Origin of the sequence: Bradyrhizobium sp. AUGA SZCCT0169 (assembly GCF_018130085.1) — a bacterium.
GTDB lineage: Bacteria > Pseudomonadota > Alphaproteobacteria > Rhizobiales > Xanthobacteraceae > Bradyrhizobium.
The window spans coordinates 232,365-246,379 of the sequence record NZ_JAFCMC010000004.1 but is presented as its reverse complement, the minus strand read 5'-3'; the positions used below and the strand labels follow the sequence as shown (position 1 = coordinate 246,379).

20 protein-coding genes are annotated in these 14,015 nt (G+C 63.5%); 10 read left to right on the top strand and 10 right to left on the bottom strand.

The window, feature by feature from the left end; genetic code table 11:
- Positions 1–8: 8 nt before the first annotated feature.
- The 6 genes from JQ609_RS06830 (at position 9) to JQ609_RS06805 (ending at position 4,940) form a co-directional block, all read left to right on the top strand.
- Positions 9–653, top strand: coding sequence for a class I SAM-dependent methyltransferase (locus JQ609_RS06830; RefSeq protein WP_212272612.1), 645 nt, complete (start codon positions 9–11; stop codon positions 651–653).
- 240 nt (positions 654–893) lie between these two features.
- Positions 894–1,136, top strand: a complete 243-nt coding sequence (locus JQ609_RS06825) for a type II toxin-antitoxin system Phd/YefM family antitoxin (protein ID WP_212272610.1) — start codon at positions 894–896, stop codon at positions 1,134–1,136.
- 798 nt (positions 1,137–1,934) lie between these two features.
- Positions 1,935–2,378, top strand: coding sequence for an SRPBCC family protein (locus JQ609_RS06820; protein WP_212272608.1), 444 nt, complete (start codon positions 1,935–1,937; stop codon positions 2,376–2,378).
- 187 nt (positions 2,379–2,565) lie between these two features.
- Positions 2,566–2,979 carry a YciI family protein gene (locus tag JQ609_RS06815; protein ID WP_212272606.1) on the top strand — a complete coding sequence of 138 codons (414 nt, stop codon included), beginning with the start codon at positions 2,566–2,568 and terminating at the stop codon, positions 2,977–2,979.
- Positions 2,980–2,994: 15 nt separating this feature from the next.
- Positions 2,995–3,525: a dihydrofolate reductase family protein gene (locus JQ609_RS06810; protein ID WP_212272605.1), complete on the top strand. Its 531-nt coding sequence runs from the start codon at positions 2,995–2,997 to the stop codon at positions 3,523–3,525.
- A gap of 155 nt (positions 3,526–3,680) precedes the next feature.
- Positions 3,681–4,940 carry a serine hydrolase gene (locus tag JQ609_RS06805; protein ID WP_212272603.1) on the top strand — a complete coding sequence of 420 codons (1,260 nt, stop codon included), beginning with the start codon at positions 3,681–3,683 and terminating at the stop codon, positions 4,938–4,940.
- Between the two features lie 88 nt (positions 4,941–5,028).
- Here the strand turns inward: JQ609_RS06805 and JQ609_RS06800 are convergent, their stop codons facing one another.
- The 4 genes from JQ609_RS06800 to JQ609_RS06785 all read right to left on the bottom strand — a co-directional run bounded on the left by JQ609_RS06800 (position 5,029) and on the right by JQ609_RS06785 (position 6,730).
- A complete protein-coding gene (locus JQ609_RS06800; protein WP_212207899.1) occupies positions 5,029–5,190 on the bottom strand; it encodes a bacteriocin in 162 nt (53 codons plus the stop codon).
- A gap of 144 nt (positions 5,191–5,334) precedes the next feature.
- On the bottom strand, positions 5,335–5,982 hold the full coding sequence (locus JQ609_RS06795; protein ID WP_212272601.1) for a glutathione S-transferase family protein: 648 nt from the start codon (positions 5,980–5,982) through the stop codon (positions 5,335–5,337).
- A complete protein-coding gene (locus tag JQ609_RS06790) occupies positions 5,979–6,419 on the bottom strand; it encodes an SRPBCC domain-containing protein (RefSeq protein ID WP_212272599.1) in 441 nt (146 codons plus the stop codon). The genes JQ609_RS06795 and JQ609_RS06790 overlap by 4 nt, the downstream gene beginning before the upstream one ends.
- On the bottom strand, positions 6,416–6,730 hold the full coding sequence (locus JQ609_RS06785) for an ArsR/SmtB family transcription factor (RefSeq protein WP_249119179.1): 315 nt from the start codon (positions 6,728–6,730) through the stop codon (positions 6,416–6,418). Before JQ609_RS06785 ends, JQ609_RS06790 begins: the two co-directional genes overlap by 4 nt.
- Before the next feature lie 118 nt (positions 6,731–6,848).
- Here JQ609_RS06785 and JQ609_RS06780 point away from each other — a divergent pair, with 118 nt between their 5' ends.
- Positions 6,849–7,328: a GNAT family N-acetyltransferase gene (locus JQ609_RS06780; RefSeq protein ID WP_212272598.1), complete on the top strand. Its 480-nt coding sequence runs from the start codon at positions 6,849–6,851 to the stop codon at positions 7,326–7,328.
- 22 nt (positions 7,329–7,350) lie between these two features.
- Here JQ609_RS06780 and JQ609_RS06775 read toward each other — a convergent pair whose 3' ends face one another.
- Positions 7,351–7,947, bottom strand: coding sequence for a TetR/AcrR family transcriptional regulator (locus JQ609_RS06775; RefSeq protein WP_312014810.1), 597 nt, complete (start codon positions 7,945–7,947; stop codon positions 7,351–7,353).
- Between the two features lie 151 nt (positions 7,948–8,098).
- On the opposite strand from JQ609_RS06775, the gene JQ609_RS06770 reads away from it, so the two are divergent.
- Positions 8,099–8,491, top strand: a complete 393-nt coding sequence (locus JQ609_RS06770) for a RidA family protein (protein WP_212272597.1) — start codon at positions 8,099–8,101, stop codon at positions 8,489–8,491.
- Positions 8,492–8,524: 33 nt separating this feature from the next.
- Here the strand turns inward: JQ609_RS06770 and JQ609_RS06765 are convergent, their stop codons facing one another.
- Genes JQ609_RS06765 through JQ609_RS06755 form a run of 3 tightly spaced genes read right to left on the bottom strand, consistent with a single transcriptional unit; the run spans position 8,525 to position 10,187 of the window.
- A complete protein-coding gene (locus JQ609_RS06765) occupies positions 8,525–9,022 on the bottom strand; it encodes a peptide deformylase (RefSeq protein WP_212272595.1) in 498 nt (165 codons plus the stop codon).
- A gap of 15 nt (positions 9,023–9,037) precedes the next feature.
- Positions 9,038–9,733, bottom strand: a complete 696-nt coding sequence (locus JQ609_RS06760) for a class I SAM-dependent methyltransferase (protein ID WP_212272592.1) — start codon at positions 9,731–9,733, stop codon at positions 9,038–9,040.
- Positions 9,723–10,187, bottom strand: coding sequence for an Rrf2 family transcriptional regulator (locus tag JQ609_RS06755; RefSeq protein ID WP_212207905.1), 465 nt, complete (start codon positions 10,185–10,187; stop codon positions 9,723–9,725). The genes JQ609_RS06760 and JQ609_RS06755 overlap by 11 nt, the downstream gene beginning before the upstream one ends.
- A 170-nt stretch (positions 10,188–10,357) precedes the next feature.
- On the opposite strand from JQ609_RS06755, the gene JQ609_RS06750 reads away from it, so the two are divergent.
- Together JQ609_RS06750 and JQ609_RS06745 are read left to right on the top strand one after the other, a co-directional pair.
- Positions 10,358–10,909, top strand: a complete 552-nt coding sequence (locus JQ609_RS06750; protein ID WP_212272590.1) for a carboxymuconolactone decarboxylase family protein — start codon at positions 10,358–10,360, stop codon at positions 10,907–10,909.
- A gap of 8 nt (positions 10,910–10,917) precedes the next feature.
- Positions 10,918–12,309: an amidase gene (locus tag JQ609_RS06745; protein WP_212272587.1), complete on the top strand. Its 1,392-nt coding sequence runs from the start codon at positions 10,918–10,920 to the stop codon at positions 12,307–12,309.
- Positions 12,310–12,322: 13 nt separating this feature from the next.
- Here JQ609_RS06745 and JQ609_RS06740 read toward each other — a convergent pair whose 3' ends face one another.
- Positions 12,323–13,303 (bottom strand): thioredoxin family protein, encoded by a 981-nt coding sequence (locus tag JQ609_RS06740; protein WP_212272585.1) that lies wholly within the window; start codon positions 13,301–13,303, stop codon positions 12,323–12,325.
- A gap of 2 nt (positions 13,304–13,305) precedes the next feature.
- Positions 13,306–14,007, bottom strand: a complete 702-nt coding sequence (locus JQ609_RS06735) for a cytochrome c biogenesis CcdA family protein (RefSeq protein WP_212272584.1) — start codon at positions 14,005–14,007, stop codon at positions 13,306–13,308.
- Between the last annotated feature and the right edge of the window lie 8 nt (positions 14,008–14,015).

Sequence of the window (14,015 nt, the reverse complement as noted above, 5' to 3'; positions counted from 1 at the left end):
GGGGCGCCATGTTTCGTACCGCAGATGATGCGCAGTTCTGGGACCGCATCGCGCGCAAATATGCCGCCGATCCGATCGCCGATATGCCGGGCTATGAGCGCACGCTGGAGCGAACGCGACATTATCTCAACGGCAATGAAGCGGCTTTCGAGTTCGGATGCGGGACGGGAACGACGGCGCTCAGACTTGCGGCATCGGTCGGGCGCATCATGGCGACCGACCTGTCCGGCGAAATGATCGCGATCGCGCGTGAGAAGGCTCACGCCGAAGGCTGCGGCAATATCACGTTCGAGGTGGCGCGGCCCGAGGCGGCGCAGTGGCCCGACGGAAGTTTTGACGTCGCGTTCGGCTTCAATGTCCTGCATCTGGTGGCCGACCGCGCCGCTGTCTTGCGAGGCATCCATCGGCTGCTGCGGGCTGGCGGGCTGTTCCTTTCGAAGACGCCATGCCTGAAGGAAATGAATCCGCTGCTGCGGATCGCGGTGCCCTTGGCGCAGCTCATCGGCAAGGCGCCCCATGTGACGTTCCTGTCCGCGGAGGATCTGGAGCGCGAGATCGCGTCGGCGGGATTTGAAATCATCGAACTTGCGCGCCACGCCTCGCGCGGCAAGGACGCGCGGCCGTTCGTTGTGGCGCGAAAGGCGATGATTTGAGCACCCGTAAGATGGATTAGCCGACTTGTCCGCCGTAGCTCGTAGGGTGGATTAGCCGAAGGCGTAATCCACCGCATCGTTTTCACCGTGACGACTGGTGGAGTGGCGGGTTACGCTTCGCTAACCCGCCCTACGAACTGCCATACGTGATGAGGCGGACGGCAGCCCATATCGTTTGGTCTCGTAATAAGGGGCGTCTCGGCATATATTGCTATAGTAGTCATTTCCACGGATTCCATAATGCGCGAAATTCAATTGCGTGATGCGAAAGCGAGCCTGTCCGCGGTCGTGGATGAAGCGATGCGGGGAGAGCCGGCTGTCATCACCCGTCACGGTAAGCGGCAGGCGGTGGTTGTGAGCTACGAGGAATGGGAACGGTTATCGACCGTTCCGAGCTTTGGTCGCCTGCTGATGGCGGCGCCGTTGACGGTAGACGACGTGCCCGGCCGCGACAATTCATCGTTGCCGAAACCTGGCCCCTGAATTTCTGGCCGGTCACCGTCAAACAACACCCCGCGACATGTCTTCGAACCGAGAAATCGCAGAGGGGCGCGCGGGTCTTTAGCCGTGGGCCAGCGCCGCCATCCATTGCGTCGTCTCGTCCGCAACAACGAAGTTGCATCGCGACCTGCGACAAAACAACCCGACGGGCAAAGTAGTTCCGATTGTCAGAAATCATGTCAAGTCCAAAATTTCTGGAAAACAAAAATATTCTTCTTTCCACGCACCCCAAATCACCGGCACATATCTGCCCATCCCGTCCTGCCATGAGGGGCGTCGGCCATCGTCACGAACGTTGGGCGGGTCGCGATGGACGCCGATGTTGCGCTTGACGCGCGCGGCAGAGGCGTACGGCAAAAGCGTGTGGTCCTGGCGCCCGTAACGGCGTCAAGCTTTTGGGAGGCTAACGCTGACCAGAGGCGACGGTGGCAATAGAGGCCGTCTCACCGGGGAGAGCGCGTCATAAGCCGTAAAGCCATTGCGCAGGGAAGGCTGGGTGTTCCCCGCTGCCCTGTATGCTCGTGTGCACCATCTTGTTGCACAATCGCACACGAGACCGCGGGTGCAGCGCGCACCCGGCCTTCCCTGCGCCCTCTGTCATCAGAGGGCGAAACCAAAGCAATAGCTCGGGCATGTCGTGCCGCGAGAATACGGACCCATGCCACCGTAGGCCGAACAGGCATGAGGTCCTTTACAAAAAAATCCCGGACCCTATGTCGGCTCGATCAAGCCTCGTTCGTCCTGAGTGCACCAACCTGCAATCCAAGAAGGTCCATCAGCATGCCCAGCACCATCCGCTTGCACCGTGTCCTGACAACCAGCCCACAGAAAGTCTATCGCGCGTTCCTTGAAGCGGATGCGCTTGCGAAATGGCTTCCGCCGAACGGCTTTACCTGCACCGTGCACCATCTGGAACCGAAGGTCGGCGGTACGTTCAGGATGTCCTTCCGGAATTTCACGACGGACAAAAGCCACGCGTTCGGTGGCAAATATGTCGAGCTCGTGCCTGGCGAACGCCTGCGCTACACCGATACGTTCGATGATCCGAACCTGCCCGGCGAGATGCAGGTGACCGTGACGCTGAAGAAGGTGTCGGTCGGCACGGAGGTGAATATCGAGCAGGCCGGCGTGCCTGATGTCATTCCAGCCGAGGCTTGCTATCTCGGTTGGCAGGAGTCGCTGCGAAACCTGGCGAAGCTGGTCGAGCCCGAGATCAACGAGTAGCTTGCCGGCTGGATTCCGGGTTCTCGCTTCGTGAGCCCTCAGATGCGCGATTGCGCATCGGGGAATGACGGAGAGAGAGGCGCCTCAACTGTCGAAAATAATCGCCGGACAATGTCGGTTTCCGAAAACACCGTTCGTCGTCCCGATGCGAGTGCCAAAGAGGCCGCCTCAAGCGAGGAGACAGACGATGCGGGTGATGGTGTTCGGAAAAGCCACTGACTGCGGCGGAAAAAGCGCGCCCCCAACGAAAGAGGCGTTCGCGGCGATGGACCGGTTCACCGAGGAACTGGTCGAGGCCGGCATCATGGTGGCCGGCGCCGGCCTCCAGAACAGCGCCGAGGCCAAGCGCATCACGTCAGATGGTTCGCGCGCCGAGGTCATCGACGGGCCGTTCGCGGACACCGGCGAGCTGGTCGCCGGCTTCATGATCTGGCAGGTCAGGGATATGGACGAGGCCGTGGCCTGGGCGAAGCGCAATCCCATGCTGGGCGCGAGCGGGGTCGAGATCCGCCCATTCTACGAGGCGGCGGATCTGGCCGAGTTTCTGACATCAGAGGAACAGCCCCGTGACGGCGAGCGCGGCAAGCTCGGCGTCGCCTGATACAGGGAAATCACCATGGCGAAGATCGTATTTGGAATGAACCAGTCGCTGGACGGCTATGTCGACCACGACAAATTCGGGCCAAGCCCGGCGCTCTTCGATCATTTCGTCGAGCAAGTGCGCGGCTTGGCGGGGAGCATCTATGGTCGGCGGATATACGAGGTGATGCGCTATTGGGACGAAGACCATCCCGAGTGGAACACCGCGGAACACGCTTTCGCGGCGGCCTGGCGGAAGCAACCGAAATGGGTGGTGTCGCGCTCCCTCAAGTCAGTCGGCCCCAACGCCACGCTGGTCGGGGATGACCTCGAGGCGGTGATACGAAAGCTGAAGGCTGAACGCGTCGGCGAGATTGACGTCGCCGGACCGGACCTGGCGCGAAGCCTGACCGATCTCGGTCTTGTCGATGAATATCGGCTCTATCTCCACCCCGTCGTGTTGGGTCGCGGCAAGCCATTCTTCGCCGGCCCCCGGCCGCCGCTCCGCCTTGTGGCCAGCGATCGAATGGACGAGCAGGTGATCAGGTTGACATATGTGCCGGCATGACGACGGGACTGGCCGACGGGGAAAATCAAGCTGCATCGGGCAATGACGGGGAGGGCGGCGAGCATGCGAATGCATAACCATCAGCCGCAAACGCGGGCTGCCTCCTGTGCGGCTCCATGTTACGAATCCTCTATCGCCCTCCGGAGCCCGTTCTCATGTCCGTCGCCACCGCAGCCGCCCAACCAACTCCAACCGCCACCGAAACTGATCCGCAATCCCTCGGCTGGATGCAGGGCTTCCCGCCGCCGCCCGACAAAACCATCACCTTCCATAACGGTTCCTTCCGTAGCTTTCCCGAACTCCGTTGGGCATGGAGCAACATCCGCCAACTGGTGCCGACCGTAAACGTCTGGCGCGGGGCAGGGCCGGCGTCGGTGCTTTCGCGGGCGGACCACGATATCGGCGCGTCGGCGTCGGTCACGATGGATGGCCGGCCGATGACGTTTGAGCGCATGCTCGAGGAGACCTATGCCGATGGCATCGCGGTGCTGCACCGGGGCAAGCTGATCTACGAGCGCTATTTCGGCGCGCTGAAGCCGCACAAGCCGCATATTTCGATGTCGGTCACAAAATCGTTCACCGGCACGCTCGCCGGCATTCTGGTTGCGGAGGGCAAGATCGATCCGCAGGCGCCGGTCACGGACTATGTGCCGGAGCTGAAGAGCAGCGCGTTCGGCGACGCGCGGGTGCGTGAGGTCATGGATATGACCACGGGACTCGAATACACCGAAGTTTACACCGACAGGAATTCCGGCGTGTTCGCGCTGCGGCGCGCCAATGGCATGGCGCCGATCGAACCGGGTTATGAAGGCGCGACCAATATTTTCGATTTCCTGTGCACGCAGCGCAAGCAGGGCGAGCACGGCAAGGCGTTCGCCTACAAGACCGTCAATACCGATGTGCTCGCCTGGATTATCAGGCGCGCGAGCGGGATGACGCTGTCTGATCTGCTCTCCGAGCGCATCTGGGCGCCGATGGGCGCGGAAGAGGACGCGCATTATCACGTCGACCGCATCGGCACCGAAAGCGGCGGCGGTGGTCTTTCGACCACGCTGCGCGATCTCGCCCGCTTCGGCGAAACCATCCGCAATCACGGCCGCTTCAACGGCCGCCAGATCGTGCCGTCAACGGTGGTGGAAGACATCGCGCGCGGCGGCGATCCCGAAAAGTTCAAGCCGGCCGGCTACACCACCTTGCCCGGCGCGTCCTACCGGAACCAGTGGTGGGTGACGCACAATGCCCACGGCGCCTACATGGCGCGCGGCGTTCACGGCCAGGGCATCTATATCGATCCGAAAGCCGAAATGGTGATCGCGCGCTACGCCTCACACCCGGCCGCCGGCAACGCCGCCAACGACCCCGTCACGCTGCCGGCCTACATGGCGCTGGCGAAGGATTTGATGGCGGGTGGGTGAGGAGGCGGGGCGCTGCGTGCGACAGATCGCACACGAGACCCCCGCGAACGCCGCTTGCGCCGCGGGGGGGGCAGTCTGGAAAATGAGTTCAGTTCGGGCGGTCGGTCGCGCGGCGAAGATCGCCGTCTCCTTTCAAACGGCGAACGATCCAGCGACCAATGTCGCCGAAGATGTTGCCGCCGCTGATCGACTCGAGCTCTGCATCGGTCAGCTCGCGGATTTCCGAGGTCTTCTGTTCCATGTTCTGCATTGTCGTCCACTCCTTGTCAGGTCGGGCGGACCATTCCGCCGTCGATGGGTAGATCAATGCCGCAGGACGCCTCCCGACGCTGTGACCGACGTCACACGGCGCCGCTTGGGTGCCGACGAGGTTCGAAAACGCCGTGAAGAAATCTCAAGCCGCATCAGCCGCGGCAAAATGCGCCATCTGGTCAGCGTGCGCCTTCACGAAGGATGGTCGGGCCGTGGCGCGCGCGACATAGTCGCGACAGGCGGGATATGTCGCCAGGCTGTCGAACCGGGCGACGAGGCGCAGCACATCCGCCATGAGTATGTCGGCGACGGAGAATGTCCCGGCGAGCCATTCACGTCCTGCCAGCACGGCCTCCATGTGTTTGAGCCGGTGCTGGTGGAGGAACCCGTCAAAGAGTTTCCAGGCCGGCGTGTCGCCGGTGTTGCCGGAAAACATGAGCAAGGACCAGGGCAGACTGGCCATCTCGACGGAGTTGAGCGCCGCGAACAGCCATTGTTTCGTTTCGCTGCGAGCGCGCGGATCACTGGGCATCAGCGCGTCGCTGCGCTCGCCGAGATGAAGCAACATCGCGCCGCTCTCGAAGATCGAGATGTCGCCATCGGTCAACCACGGTACCTGGCCGAACGGCTGGTGGGCGAAATGTTCGGCGCTCCGATTCCGAAACGGCACGCCCTCGACGCGATAGGGCAGTCCTGCCTCTTCCAGCGCCCAGCGCACCCGGATGTCACGCACAAAGCCGCGCGGCGGTTCGGGAACCCAGTCGAAGGTGGTGAGGATCAGGTCGTTCATTGGGCAACTCCAAGGAAAATAGGCAGCTTGTCGAGCAGGCCGCTCCAGCCGTGCTCGTTACTCTTGCGCATCTCTTCGTCGGGAAGATGCTCGTGCAGCAGTGTCAGCCTGGTGCCGCCGTCTTCAGGCTCAAGCAGAAACGTGACCAGCGACTCGCGTTCCTTCGTTCCCGGCAAGTCCCAGGTGAACACCAGCTTCTTCTCGGGAATCACTTCCTGATAAATACCGGTGGGATTGTGCTCCTCGCCGTTCAGCAACCGGAAGACGACGCTGAAGCGGCCTCCGGGTCGCACGTCCGCCTCGGCGCGCAGCGTCGGCCCGGCATCGGGACCCCACCACTGCAGCATCAGTTTGGGCTCTGTGATTGCTGCCCAAACCCTGGCGGGCGAGGCCTTTATTCTGCGCACGATGGTCACGCCCGGCAGGCTGCTGGTCATCGCTCGCCATCCTCTTCCACGAGCGCAACCAGGCGATCGAGGCTGACTGTCCAGAGCCGCTCATACCGTTTGAGCCACTCCATGGCCTCCCGCATCGGCCGGACCGAAAGATGGACCGACACGGTGCGACCGGTTTTGGTGCGCTTGATCAATCCCGCATCGGACAGCACGTCCAGATGCTTCATCATTCCCGGAAGCTTCAGCGAAAACGGCCGGGCGAGCTCGCTCACCGAAAGCCCGGGTTTTTCCTTCAGCCGCAGCAGCACGGCCCGCCGGGTAGGGTCGGCGAGCGCGGAGAACGTGCGGTCCATCCGGGATGCTTGATACTTCACCATGTAGCGAAGTATTGCTTTTGTCACCGGCGGAGTCAACTTCGCCGTCGGACTGATGAGGTTTCCATTCGATCTGACTGAGGATAATGTGGACGCGATGAAGCCAAGACCCGCCGACCCCTCCGAAACCAGAGTGCTGACGCGCCTGTGGTATGACGGCTGGCAGGATGCCCATGCGGCGATCCTGCCGCCGGCGCTGGCGCGTGCGCGCACGTTTGAAGATTTTGCCGAACGGATGTCCGCCGCGCTCGCCGATGTGCGGGTGATTGGCCCGCTGGGCGCGCCATTGGGCTTTGCGATGCTGAAGGGCGATGAGCTCAATCAGTTCTACGTCACATCGGCAGCGCGCGGCACGGGTGTCGCGGCCACGCTGATCGCGGACGCGGAGGTGCAGATGTCGCAGCGCGGCGTCGAGACGGCCTGGCTCGCCTGCGCGATCGGCAATTCGCGCGCCGCAAAATTTTACGAGAAGAGCGGATGGCATCTCGCCCGGACGATGGTCAATCGCCTCGATACCGTTGACGGCCCGTTCGATCTCGAAATCTGGCGTTATGAGAAATTGCTCGCGCGGCGCTGAAGTTGCCGTGACTATCGCGACGTCATTCCTCGATCTGCAGCAACCCGACCGCAAGATGCCGGAACGCCGCGACTGCCTTGGCAAGGACGGCGCGGGGATCGTCGGCCGCCGCAATCCACAGCGCGGCGCTGAGCGCTGCGCCATTGAGCAGCCGCGCGGCAGCTTCCGCATCCACCGGCCTGACCGTTTTCGCATCGATCAGCGCCTGGATGGTTTGGGTCGTAGTGCGCAGGCACTCGTTCTGGTTCGGCCATCGCGAGGGATCGCCGAGCACGGCCGGCCCGTCCAGCAGCATGATGCGCTGGATCTCCGGCTCCAGCGCCATCTCGATAAAGGCGATGTTGGCGTCGAGAAATCCGAGCCACGCGGTCTTGGCCCGGTCCTGGACGGCGCGCATCCGCGCCACCATTTCGGCGTCGATCTGGTCGATCACCGCTTGCAGCAGGCCCTTCTTGTCGCCGAAATTGTGATAGAGCGCGCCGCGCGTCAGGCCGGCTTTCGCGGTCAAATCGTCCATCGACGCCGCCGCATAGCCCTCCGCCGCAAACGCCTTGCGGGCGGCCCTGATGAGCTTGGCCCGGGTCTTCTCCACCATCTGCGCCCGCCGCTTCGCGACCACCGCCAACTCCTGCAAAAAAAACATACGCCGCGTATGCCATTGACATACGACGCGTATGAACAGATATAGCGGCATACGGGGCGTATATCAATGCTCCTGCCGGCCGCGACCGTTGCAGCCGGGCCTTGCCTTGTTCGAATGGAGTGAAACCATGACAAAGCGCGACGCGATCTTCCCTGCCGGCCGGCAGGCGCTATACGAAATCAACCGCTATTCGGCGGCAATCCGCTCCGGCGACCTGCTGTTCGTCTCCGGCCAGGTCGGCAGCCGCGATGACGGCTCGCCCGAGCCTGACTTTGCAAAGCAGGTCCAGCTCGCCTTCGACAATCTCGCCGCCGTGCTGAAGGCCGCCGGTTGCACCTTCGACGACGTCGTCGACGTCACCACCTTCCACACCGACCCGGCCAGGCAGTGGGAGACGATCGGCCCTATCAGGCTGAAAGCGATCGGCGAGGCGCCTTATCCGAACTGGACCGCAGTGGGCGTGAACTGGCTGGCGGGCTTTGATTTCGAGATCAAGGTCATTGCGCGCATTCCGCAGTGATCGACTGGCGGGAGCGTCGCTCCCGCCTTCACCTCAACCCCGCGACAGCTTCTCGAACCGCTTGATCAGCCGCTCGCGCTTCAGCCGGGACAGCCGCCTGATCCAGAAAATCCCGTTGAGCTGATCGATCTCATGCTGGTGGCAGACCGCGCGCAGGCCTTGCGATTCCTCGGTTCGGGCATGGCCGTCGATGTCGTGATAGCTGATCCGCAACCGGGCATGGCGCTCGATGTCGTCGTTGACGCCGGGCATCGAGACGCTGCCTTCCTGGTGCATGATCATCTCGGGCGAGGCCCAGATGATCTCCGGATTGACATAGGTCCGCGCGCCATCAACCGGGTCGAGATCGAGCACGACGACGCGAAGCGAGACGCCGATATGCGGCGCGGTGATGCCGATGCCGGGGGCGGCGTGCATGGTTTCCAGCAGGTCTGACGCAAGCTCGTGCAGCGCATCATCGAACACGGTCACAGGCTGCGCGAGAAGCGCCAGCCGGGGATCGGGGTAACGGACGATAGGGCGGACGGTCATGAATGTTCCACCGCTTCAGGCGTACGCGATCCAGCCGCGCCAGGTGAAGGCGGCGTAGAACAGCTCGACGCCCTTGAAGCCGGCTTCGCGCAGGATCTGCGCGTCCTGTTCCGGGCTGAACAGGTTCAGATTCTTATCGACCGCCGCGCGGGCGCCGTTGGCCTTGTCGGGATCGGCGCCGGAAGCGATGCCAAAAGCAGCGTACCGCGATAGCCATTGCGCGCGCGCCCCTTGCGGAAAGCTGGAGTGCGCGGCCACAAAGGGCGCGCCGGGCTTGAGACGGCGATGGATTTCGCCGGCCGTCCGCCGCCGTTCATCTGCATCGAGAAAATGCAGCGTGAGCAGGCACGTCGCCGCATCGAACGGGCCATCGGGGGCATCGTCGATATAGCCTTGCTGGAGCTGCACGCGCGCGCTGAGCGGACCCAGTATCCGCTCCGCCAGCTTCAGCATCTCCGCCGCCGGATCGACTCCGACGAAGGTCCAGCCGGCTGCGGTCTCCGCCATCGACTTCAACTCCAGGCCGCCGCCGGCGCCCAGCACCAGGACGCGCGCGTCTTGCGGCGCATGTTCCGCCAGCAGGATGCTGGTCATGCGGTGAAGGTCGGCAAAGCCCGGGACGAAGCGCCGCGGTCCTTCCGCATAATGCTTCACTGTGTCGGGATCGAAGAAATGATCCAGCATTGCCTGAACGGCGGCATCATTTCGCATGCGCGACCTCCAGGCGATGGCCTTTGCCGCGGCCAATGAGACGCTTGTGAAAATCGGCGCTCAGCTGCGCAAGCGTCACGTCGGCCAGGCGCGACAACAGCAGCGCTTCCGCATCGTCGAATGCGCGGGTGAGGGCGGCATTGACGGCCTGCTCGACAAGGCAGCCGGGTTTTTCAGTCCTGTTGCCGATCGCCAGCAATGAAGGCTCGCCGAGCGCCTCATAAATGTCGCGCAAGGAGACATCAGCCAGATCACGCGCCAGCGTCCATCCGCCGCCATGGCCTTTTTCCGATCGCACATAGCCCTGATCGCGCAAGCCCGCCATGACGCGGCGGATCACCACCGGGTTGGTATCCATGGCTTTTGCCAGTGCCTCTGATGTCACCGGCTCATCACGCTCGGCCATGTGCAGGAGCACGTGCAACACGCCGGACAATCGACTGTCTCGTTTCATGTAACTATTGATATTACATGAATGATCGACAAGTCAAGCCCGCGCGTGACCGCGCCCACGCCTGACAATACTCAGCGCGGACAGGGCTGCTATTCTCGGCAAGCTGCGCCAAACCTGCTCGGATGTGGCAGGATGGCGGCAATCAGCGGACCATCATTCAGGGAAAGCCCATGTCACGCGTGTCGATCAAGACCAAGAACGATCTCCCGCCCGAGTTGCAGCCGCTGTGGGACAAGATGACGACCTATGGCGCGTTCGAGAACCAGGCGGGCGTGATGGCGCACCGGCCGCCGATCTTTGAGCATACCTGGTCGCTGCTGGTCGATCTCGCCGAGAGTGGCACGTTGTCGAAGCGCCATCTGGAGATCGCGCTGGTCGCGGTGTCCCTGTTGAACAAGTGCGAGTATTGCGTTTCGCACCACGCGCCGAAACTGGCGATCCAGGGCGTATCGGAGGAGGGCGCCGAACGGCTGCTCGACTACAAGGACCATCCGGAACTCGACGACGTCGACAAGCTCGTGGTCGAATATTCCGTTGCGGTGAACAATAACTGGAGCAAGACCCGCGACGAAATCTTCACCCGCCTTCGCGAACATTTTTCCGAAGCCCAGATCGTCGAACTGACGTGGCGCATCTCGCTGTGTGGCGCGTTCAACCGCTTCACCGATATCCTGCAATGCGATATCGAGCCGAGCGTCCCCGCGCGTGAAGCGGCTGAGTAGGCCGCGCGATGTCCGACGATTTGAACTGGCTTTCCGCCCGCGAGATGACCCGGCGCTTCGCCAAGGGCGACCTGTCGCCGGTCGATGTATTGGAAGCGACGCTGGCGCGACTGCATGCGGTCAATCCGGCTCTCAATGCGACCTGCCTGCTGGATGAGCCGCAGGGGAGGCGACTAGCTGCGGACTCGGCGGAACGCTGGCGTCGCGGTGAGCCCATGGGACCGCTCGACGGGGTGCCGGTCGCGATCAAGGACACCGGACATGTCGCGGGCTGGCCGATGCGCATCGGCTCGCACTCGACCGCAACGGCGCCAAGCACGGAGGATACGCCCGGCGTCGCCCGCCTGCGCGAGGCCGGCGCGGTGTTCTTCTGCAAGACGACGACGCCGGAATTCGGCTGGAAGGGGATTACGCACGGCCCGCTCACCGGCATCACGCGCAACCCCTGGGATGTTTCCCGCACGCCCGGCGGCTCCAGCGGCGGCTCGGCCGCCCTGGTTGCGGCGAGCGTCGTGCCGTTGGCCACCGGCGGCGATGGCGGCGGCTCGATCCGCATCCCCGCGGCGTTCAGCGGCGTGTTCGGGTTGAAGGCGAGCTACGGCGTGGTGCCGAATTTGCCGGGGCCGATGGGGACGCTCGCGGTCTATGGCGGCCTGTCGCGCGACGTCGCCGACAGCGCGCTGCTGCTGAACGTGCTGACGCGGCCGGACGCGCGGGACTCCTTCGCCATTCCCTATCGCGGCATCGACTATCTCGATGGCCTCGACCAGGGGGTGGCGGGAATGAAAATCGCATGGTCGCCAGATCTCGGCTTCCCGGTCACCGAGCCTGCAATCGTCGCCGGCATGCAGCCCGCCATTGATGCGCTGGTGAAGGCCGGCGCCGATGTGCGGAGCGTCGATCTGGATCTGTCCGCCGCGCAGCCCGCACTGGAGGTGATCTGGGGCGCATCGCATGCTGCGGTGGTGCGGGGCTTCGACGGTGAGCAATTGGCGGCGCTCGATCCGGGCCTGCTGCGGCTGGTGATATCAGCCCAGGATATTTCGGCGAGCGAATTGCAGGCGGCCCATGCCGACATGCGCACGCTCAGCCAGCAGATGCATCACTTCCATCAGCACTACGATCTCTTGCTGACGCCGACCATCCCCATCACAGCCTTCGCCGCCGGCATCGACACACCGGATCCGGCGCGCTTTCCGCAATGGTTCGATTGGACGCCATTGACGTGGCCGTTCAATCTTACCCGGCAGCCCGCGGCCTCGGTGCCGTGCGGCTTCGTTGATGGTTTGCCGATCGGCCTGCAGATCGTGGGGCCGATGTTCAGCGAGGAGAAAATCCTCCGCGCCAGCCGCTGCGTCGAACAGGCCTGCGCCAGCGGCGCGCGGCCGAGCCTTGTCTAGGAAGCCTTGCCCATCAACCGAACGTAAAGCTGTAAGCGCTCAGGCCGGCCTTGGGCACCTTCAGGCGCAACACATGCTCGCCACTGCTGCCGCTGTAGATGGGATAAAGCCGGCTTCCATCGATCGTGACCGGCGGTTGCGGCGTGCCGTCCACAGTGACGGAGACCGCTTGCGGGGACGCGCTGCCCGCGACCAGATTGACCTTGGGCGCGTTGAAGCGGAGCACGATCTCGCTACCGTCTGCCGAAGCGGTGGCGCTGTCACCGACGAGCTTCCAGCCGCCACCGAGCGCGAAGCGGCCTTGCGGCACGCTGTCCGGCAGCGCGTAGGATCGCTCTCCAGCCGCGGAATCCTGCGACGCCACGATGGCGCCGTCATTCTTCTCCGACCCGAGATAGAGTTCGGGCGTTTCGATGCCGGCGAGATCGGGATCACTGGCCTGAGCGGACGGCGTGGCTTCGCCGACGAGGCGGGCGATCGTGTTCTCCATCTGCTGGTAGCCGCCTTCGCCGAACTGTGTCGCGACGATGGTGCCGGATTTATCGATCAGATATCCGGCCGGCCAATACTGGTTACCGAAGGCGCGCCAGGTGCGGTACTGGTTGTCCTGCGCAACCGGGTATTTGATGCCGAAGCGCTTGATGGCGGTCTCGACATTCGCCGTCTCCCGCTCGAAGGCGAATTCGGGCGTGTGCACGCCGACCACCACAAAACCCTTGTCCTTGTAGGTGTCGTACCACTTCGTCACATAGGGCAGGGTGCGCACGCAGTTGATGCAGGAATAGGTCCAGAACTGCACCAGCACGACCTTGCCGCGCAGGCTTTCCAGCGTCAGCGGCGGAGAATTCAGCCAGGCCGAAATCCCGGCAAATTCCGGCGCGGTGCGGCGCTCGCTCGAAGTGGTTTGCTCGCCGCGGGTCAGCGACGGGCTGAACTGCATGGCGACGAGGAAGCCGACAATCAGAAGCACAACGAGGGTGAGAAGCTTGCGCATGATCATAGTCCTGTTTGGTGGTTCGGGTAGAAGTCCGAGAGCCACACCGTGATGATGGTGTCGTATTGCGTGTAGAATGCGAACGCGACGAGCAGTACTGCTGCGCCGAAGCCGCGCTGCAGGGCAGGCGTGTAGGGCACCAGCCTGCGCATCTGGGTGGTGGCGTATTGCCCGCCATAAGCGATCAGCAATATCGGGATCGCCGCGCCGATTGCGTAGGTGACGAGCAGCACGCCGGCGCGTGCGAGGTCTTCGGACGTCGCGATCAGCGTGAGTATGGAGCCGAGCACCGGTCCGGCGCAGGGCGTCCACAACACGCCGAGCGAGAGGCCGAGAACGAGGCCGCCGAAATTACCCGGTCCGGCAGCCCGCACGGCGCCATCCGCGTGCGCGAGGAGACCGCTCAACCGCGCCACCAGCCATTCATAGGGTTGCGGCCAGAGCATCAGCACGCCGAAGCCGCCGAGCAGCACGATGGAAATCTTGCGCAAGCTGTCATGCGTCAGTCCCAACACCGTTGGGAACGCGCTGAACAGCAGGGCGAAGCCGGAGAAGGCGATGACGAAACCGCCCACGATGAACAGTGGCCGCAACCGGCCTTGCTGGCCGATCGACGTGCCGAGCAGGATCGGAAGCAGCGGCAGGATGCACGGCGCTGCCGCCGTCAGCACTCCTGCCGCGAGGGCGAGGGCTATGTCGATCATCGCAGTAT

Coding starts and splice junctions, on each gene's coding strand:
- JQ609_RS06830 (WP_212272612.1), top strand. CDS start 9: ATGTTTCGTACCGCAGATGATGCGCAGTTCTGGGACCGCATCGCGCGC.
- JQ609_RS06825 (WP_212272610.1), top strand. CDS start 894: ATGCGCGAAATTCAATTGCGTGATGCGAAAGCGAGCCTGTCCGCGGTC.
- JQ609_RS06820 (WP_212272608.1), top strand. CDS start 1,935: ATGCCCAGCACCATCCGCTTGCACCGTGTCCTGACAACCAGCCCACAG.
- JQ609_RS06815 (WP_212272606.1), top strand. CDS start 2,566: ATGCGGGTGATGGTGTTCGGAAAAGCCACTGACTGCGGCGGAAAAAGC.
- JQ609_RS06810 (WP_212272605.1), top strand. CDS start 2,995: ATGGCGAAGATCGTATTTGGAATGAACCAGTCGCTGGACGGCTATGTC.
- JQ609_RS06805 (WP_212272603.1), top strand. CDS start 3,681: ATGTCCGTCGCCACCGCAGCCGCCCAACCAACTCCAACCGCCACCGAA.
- JQ609_RS06800 (WP_212207899.1), bottom strand. CDS start 5,190: ATGCAGAACATGGAACAGAAGACCTCGGAAATCCGCGAGCTGACCGAT.
- JQ609_RS06795 (WP_212272601.1), bottom strand. CDS start 5,982: ATGAACGACCTGATCCTCACCACCTTCGACTGGGTTCCCGAACCGCCG.
- JQ609_RS06790 (WP_212272599.1), bottom strand. CDS start 6,419: ATGACCAGCAGCCTGCCGGGCGTGACCATCGTGCGCAGAATAAAGGCC.
- JQ609_RS06785 (WP_249119179.1), bottom strand. CDS start 6,730: ATGGACCGCACGTTCTCCGCGCTCGCCGACCCTACCCGGCGGGCCGTG.
- JQ609_RS06780 (WP_212272598.1), top strand. CDS start 6,849: ATGAAGCCAAGACCCGCCGACCCCTCCGAAACCAGAGTGCTGACGCGC.
- JQ609_RS06770 (WP_212272597.1), top strand. CDS start 8,099: ATGACAAAGCGCGACGCGATCTTCCCTGCCGGCCGGCAGGCGCTATAC.
- JQ609_RS06765 (WP_212272595.1), bottom strand. CDS start 9,022: ATGACCGTCCGCCCTATCGTCCGTTACCCCGATCCCCGGCTGGCGCTT.
- JQ609_RS06760 (WP_212272592.1), bottom strand. CDS start 9,733: ATGCGAAATGATGCCGCCGTTCAGGCAATGCTGGATCATTTCTTCGAT.
- JQ609_RS06755 (WP_212207905.1), bottom strand. CDS start 10,187: ATGAAACGAGACAGTCGATTGTCCGGCGTGTTGCACGTGCTCCTGCAC.
- JQ609_RS06750 (WP_212272590.1), top strand. CDS start 10,358: ATGTCACGCGTGTCGATCAAGACCAAGAACGATCTCCCGCCCGAGTTG.
- JQ609_RS06745 (WP_212272587.1), top strand. CDS start 10,918: ATGTCCGACGATTTGAACTGGCTTTCCGCCCGCGAGATGACCCGGCGC.
- JQ609_RS06740 (WP_212272585.1), bottom strand. CDS start 13,303: ATGCGCAAGCTTCTCACCCTCGTTGTGCTTCTGATTGTCGGCTTCCTC.
- JQ609_RS06735 (WP_212272584.1), bottom strand. CDS start 14,007: ATGATCGACATAGCCCTCGCCCTCGCGGCAGGAGTGCTGACGGCGGCA.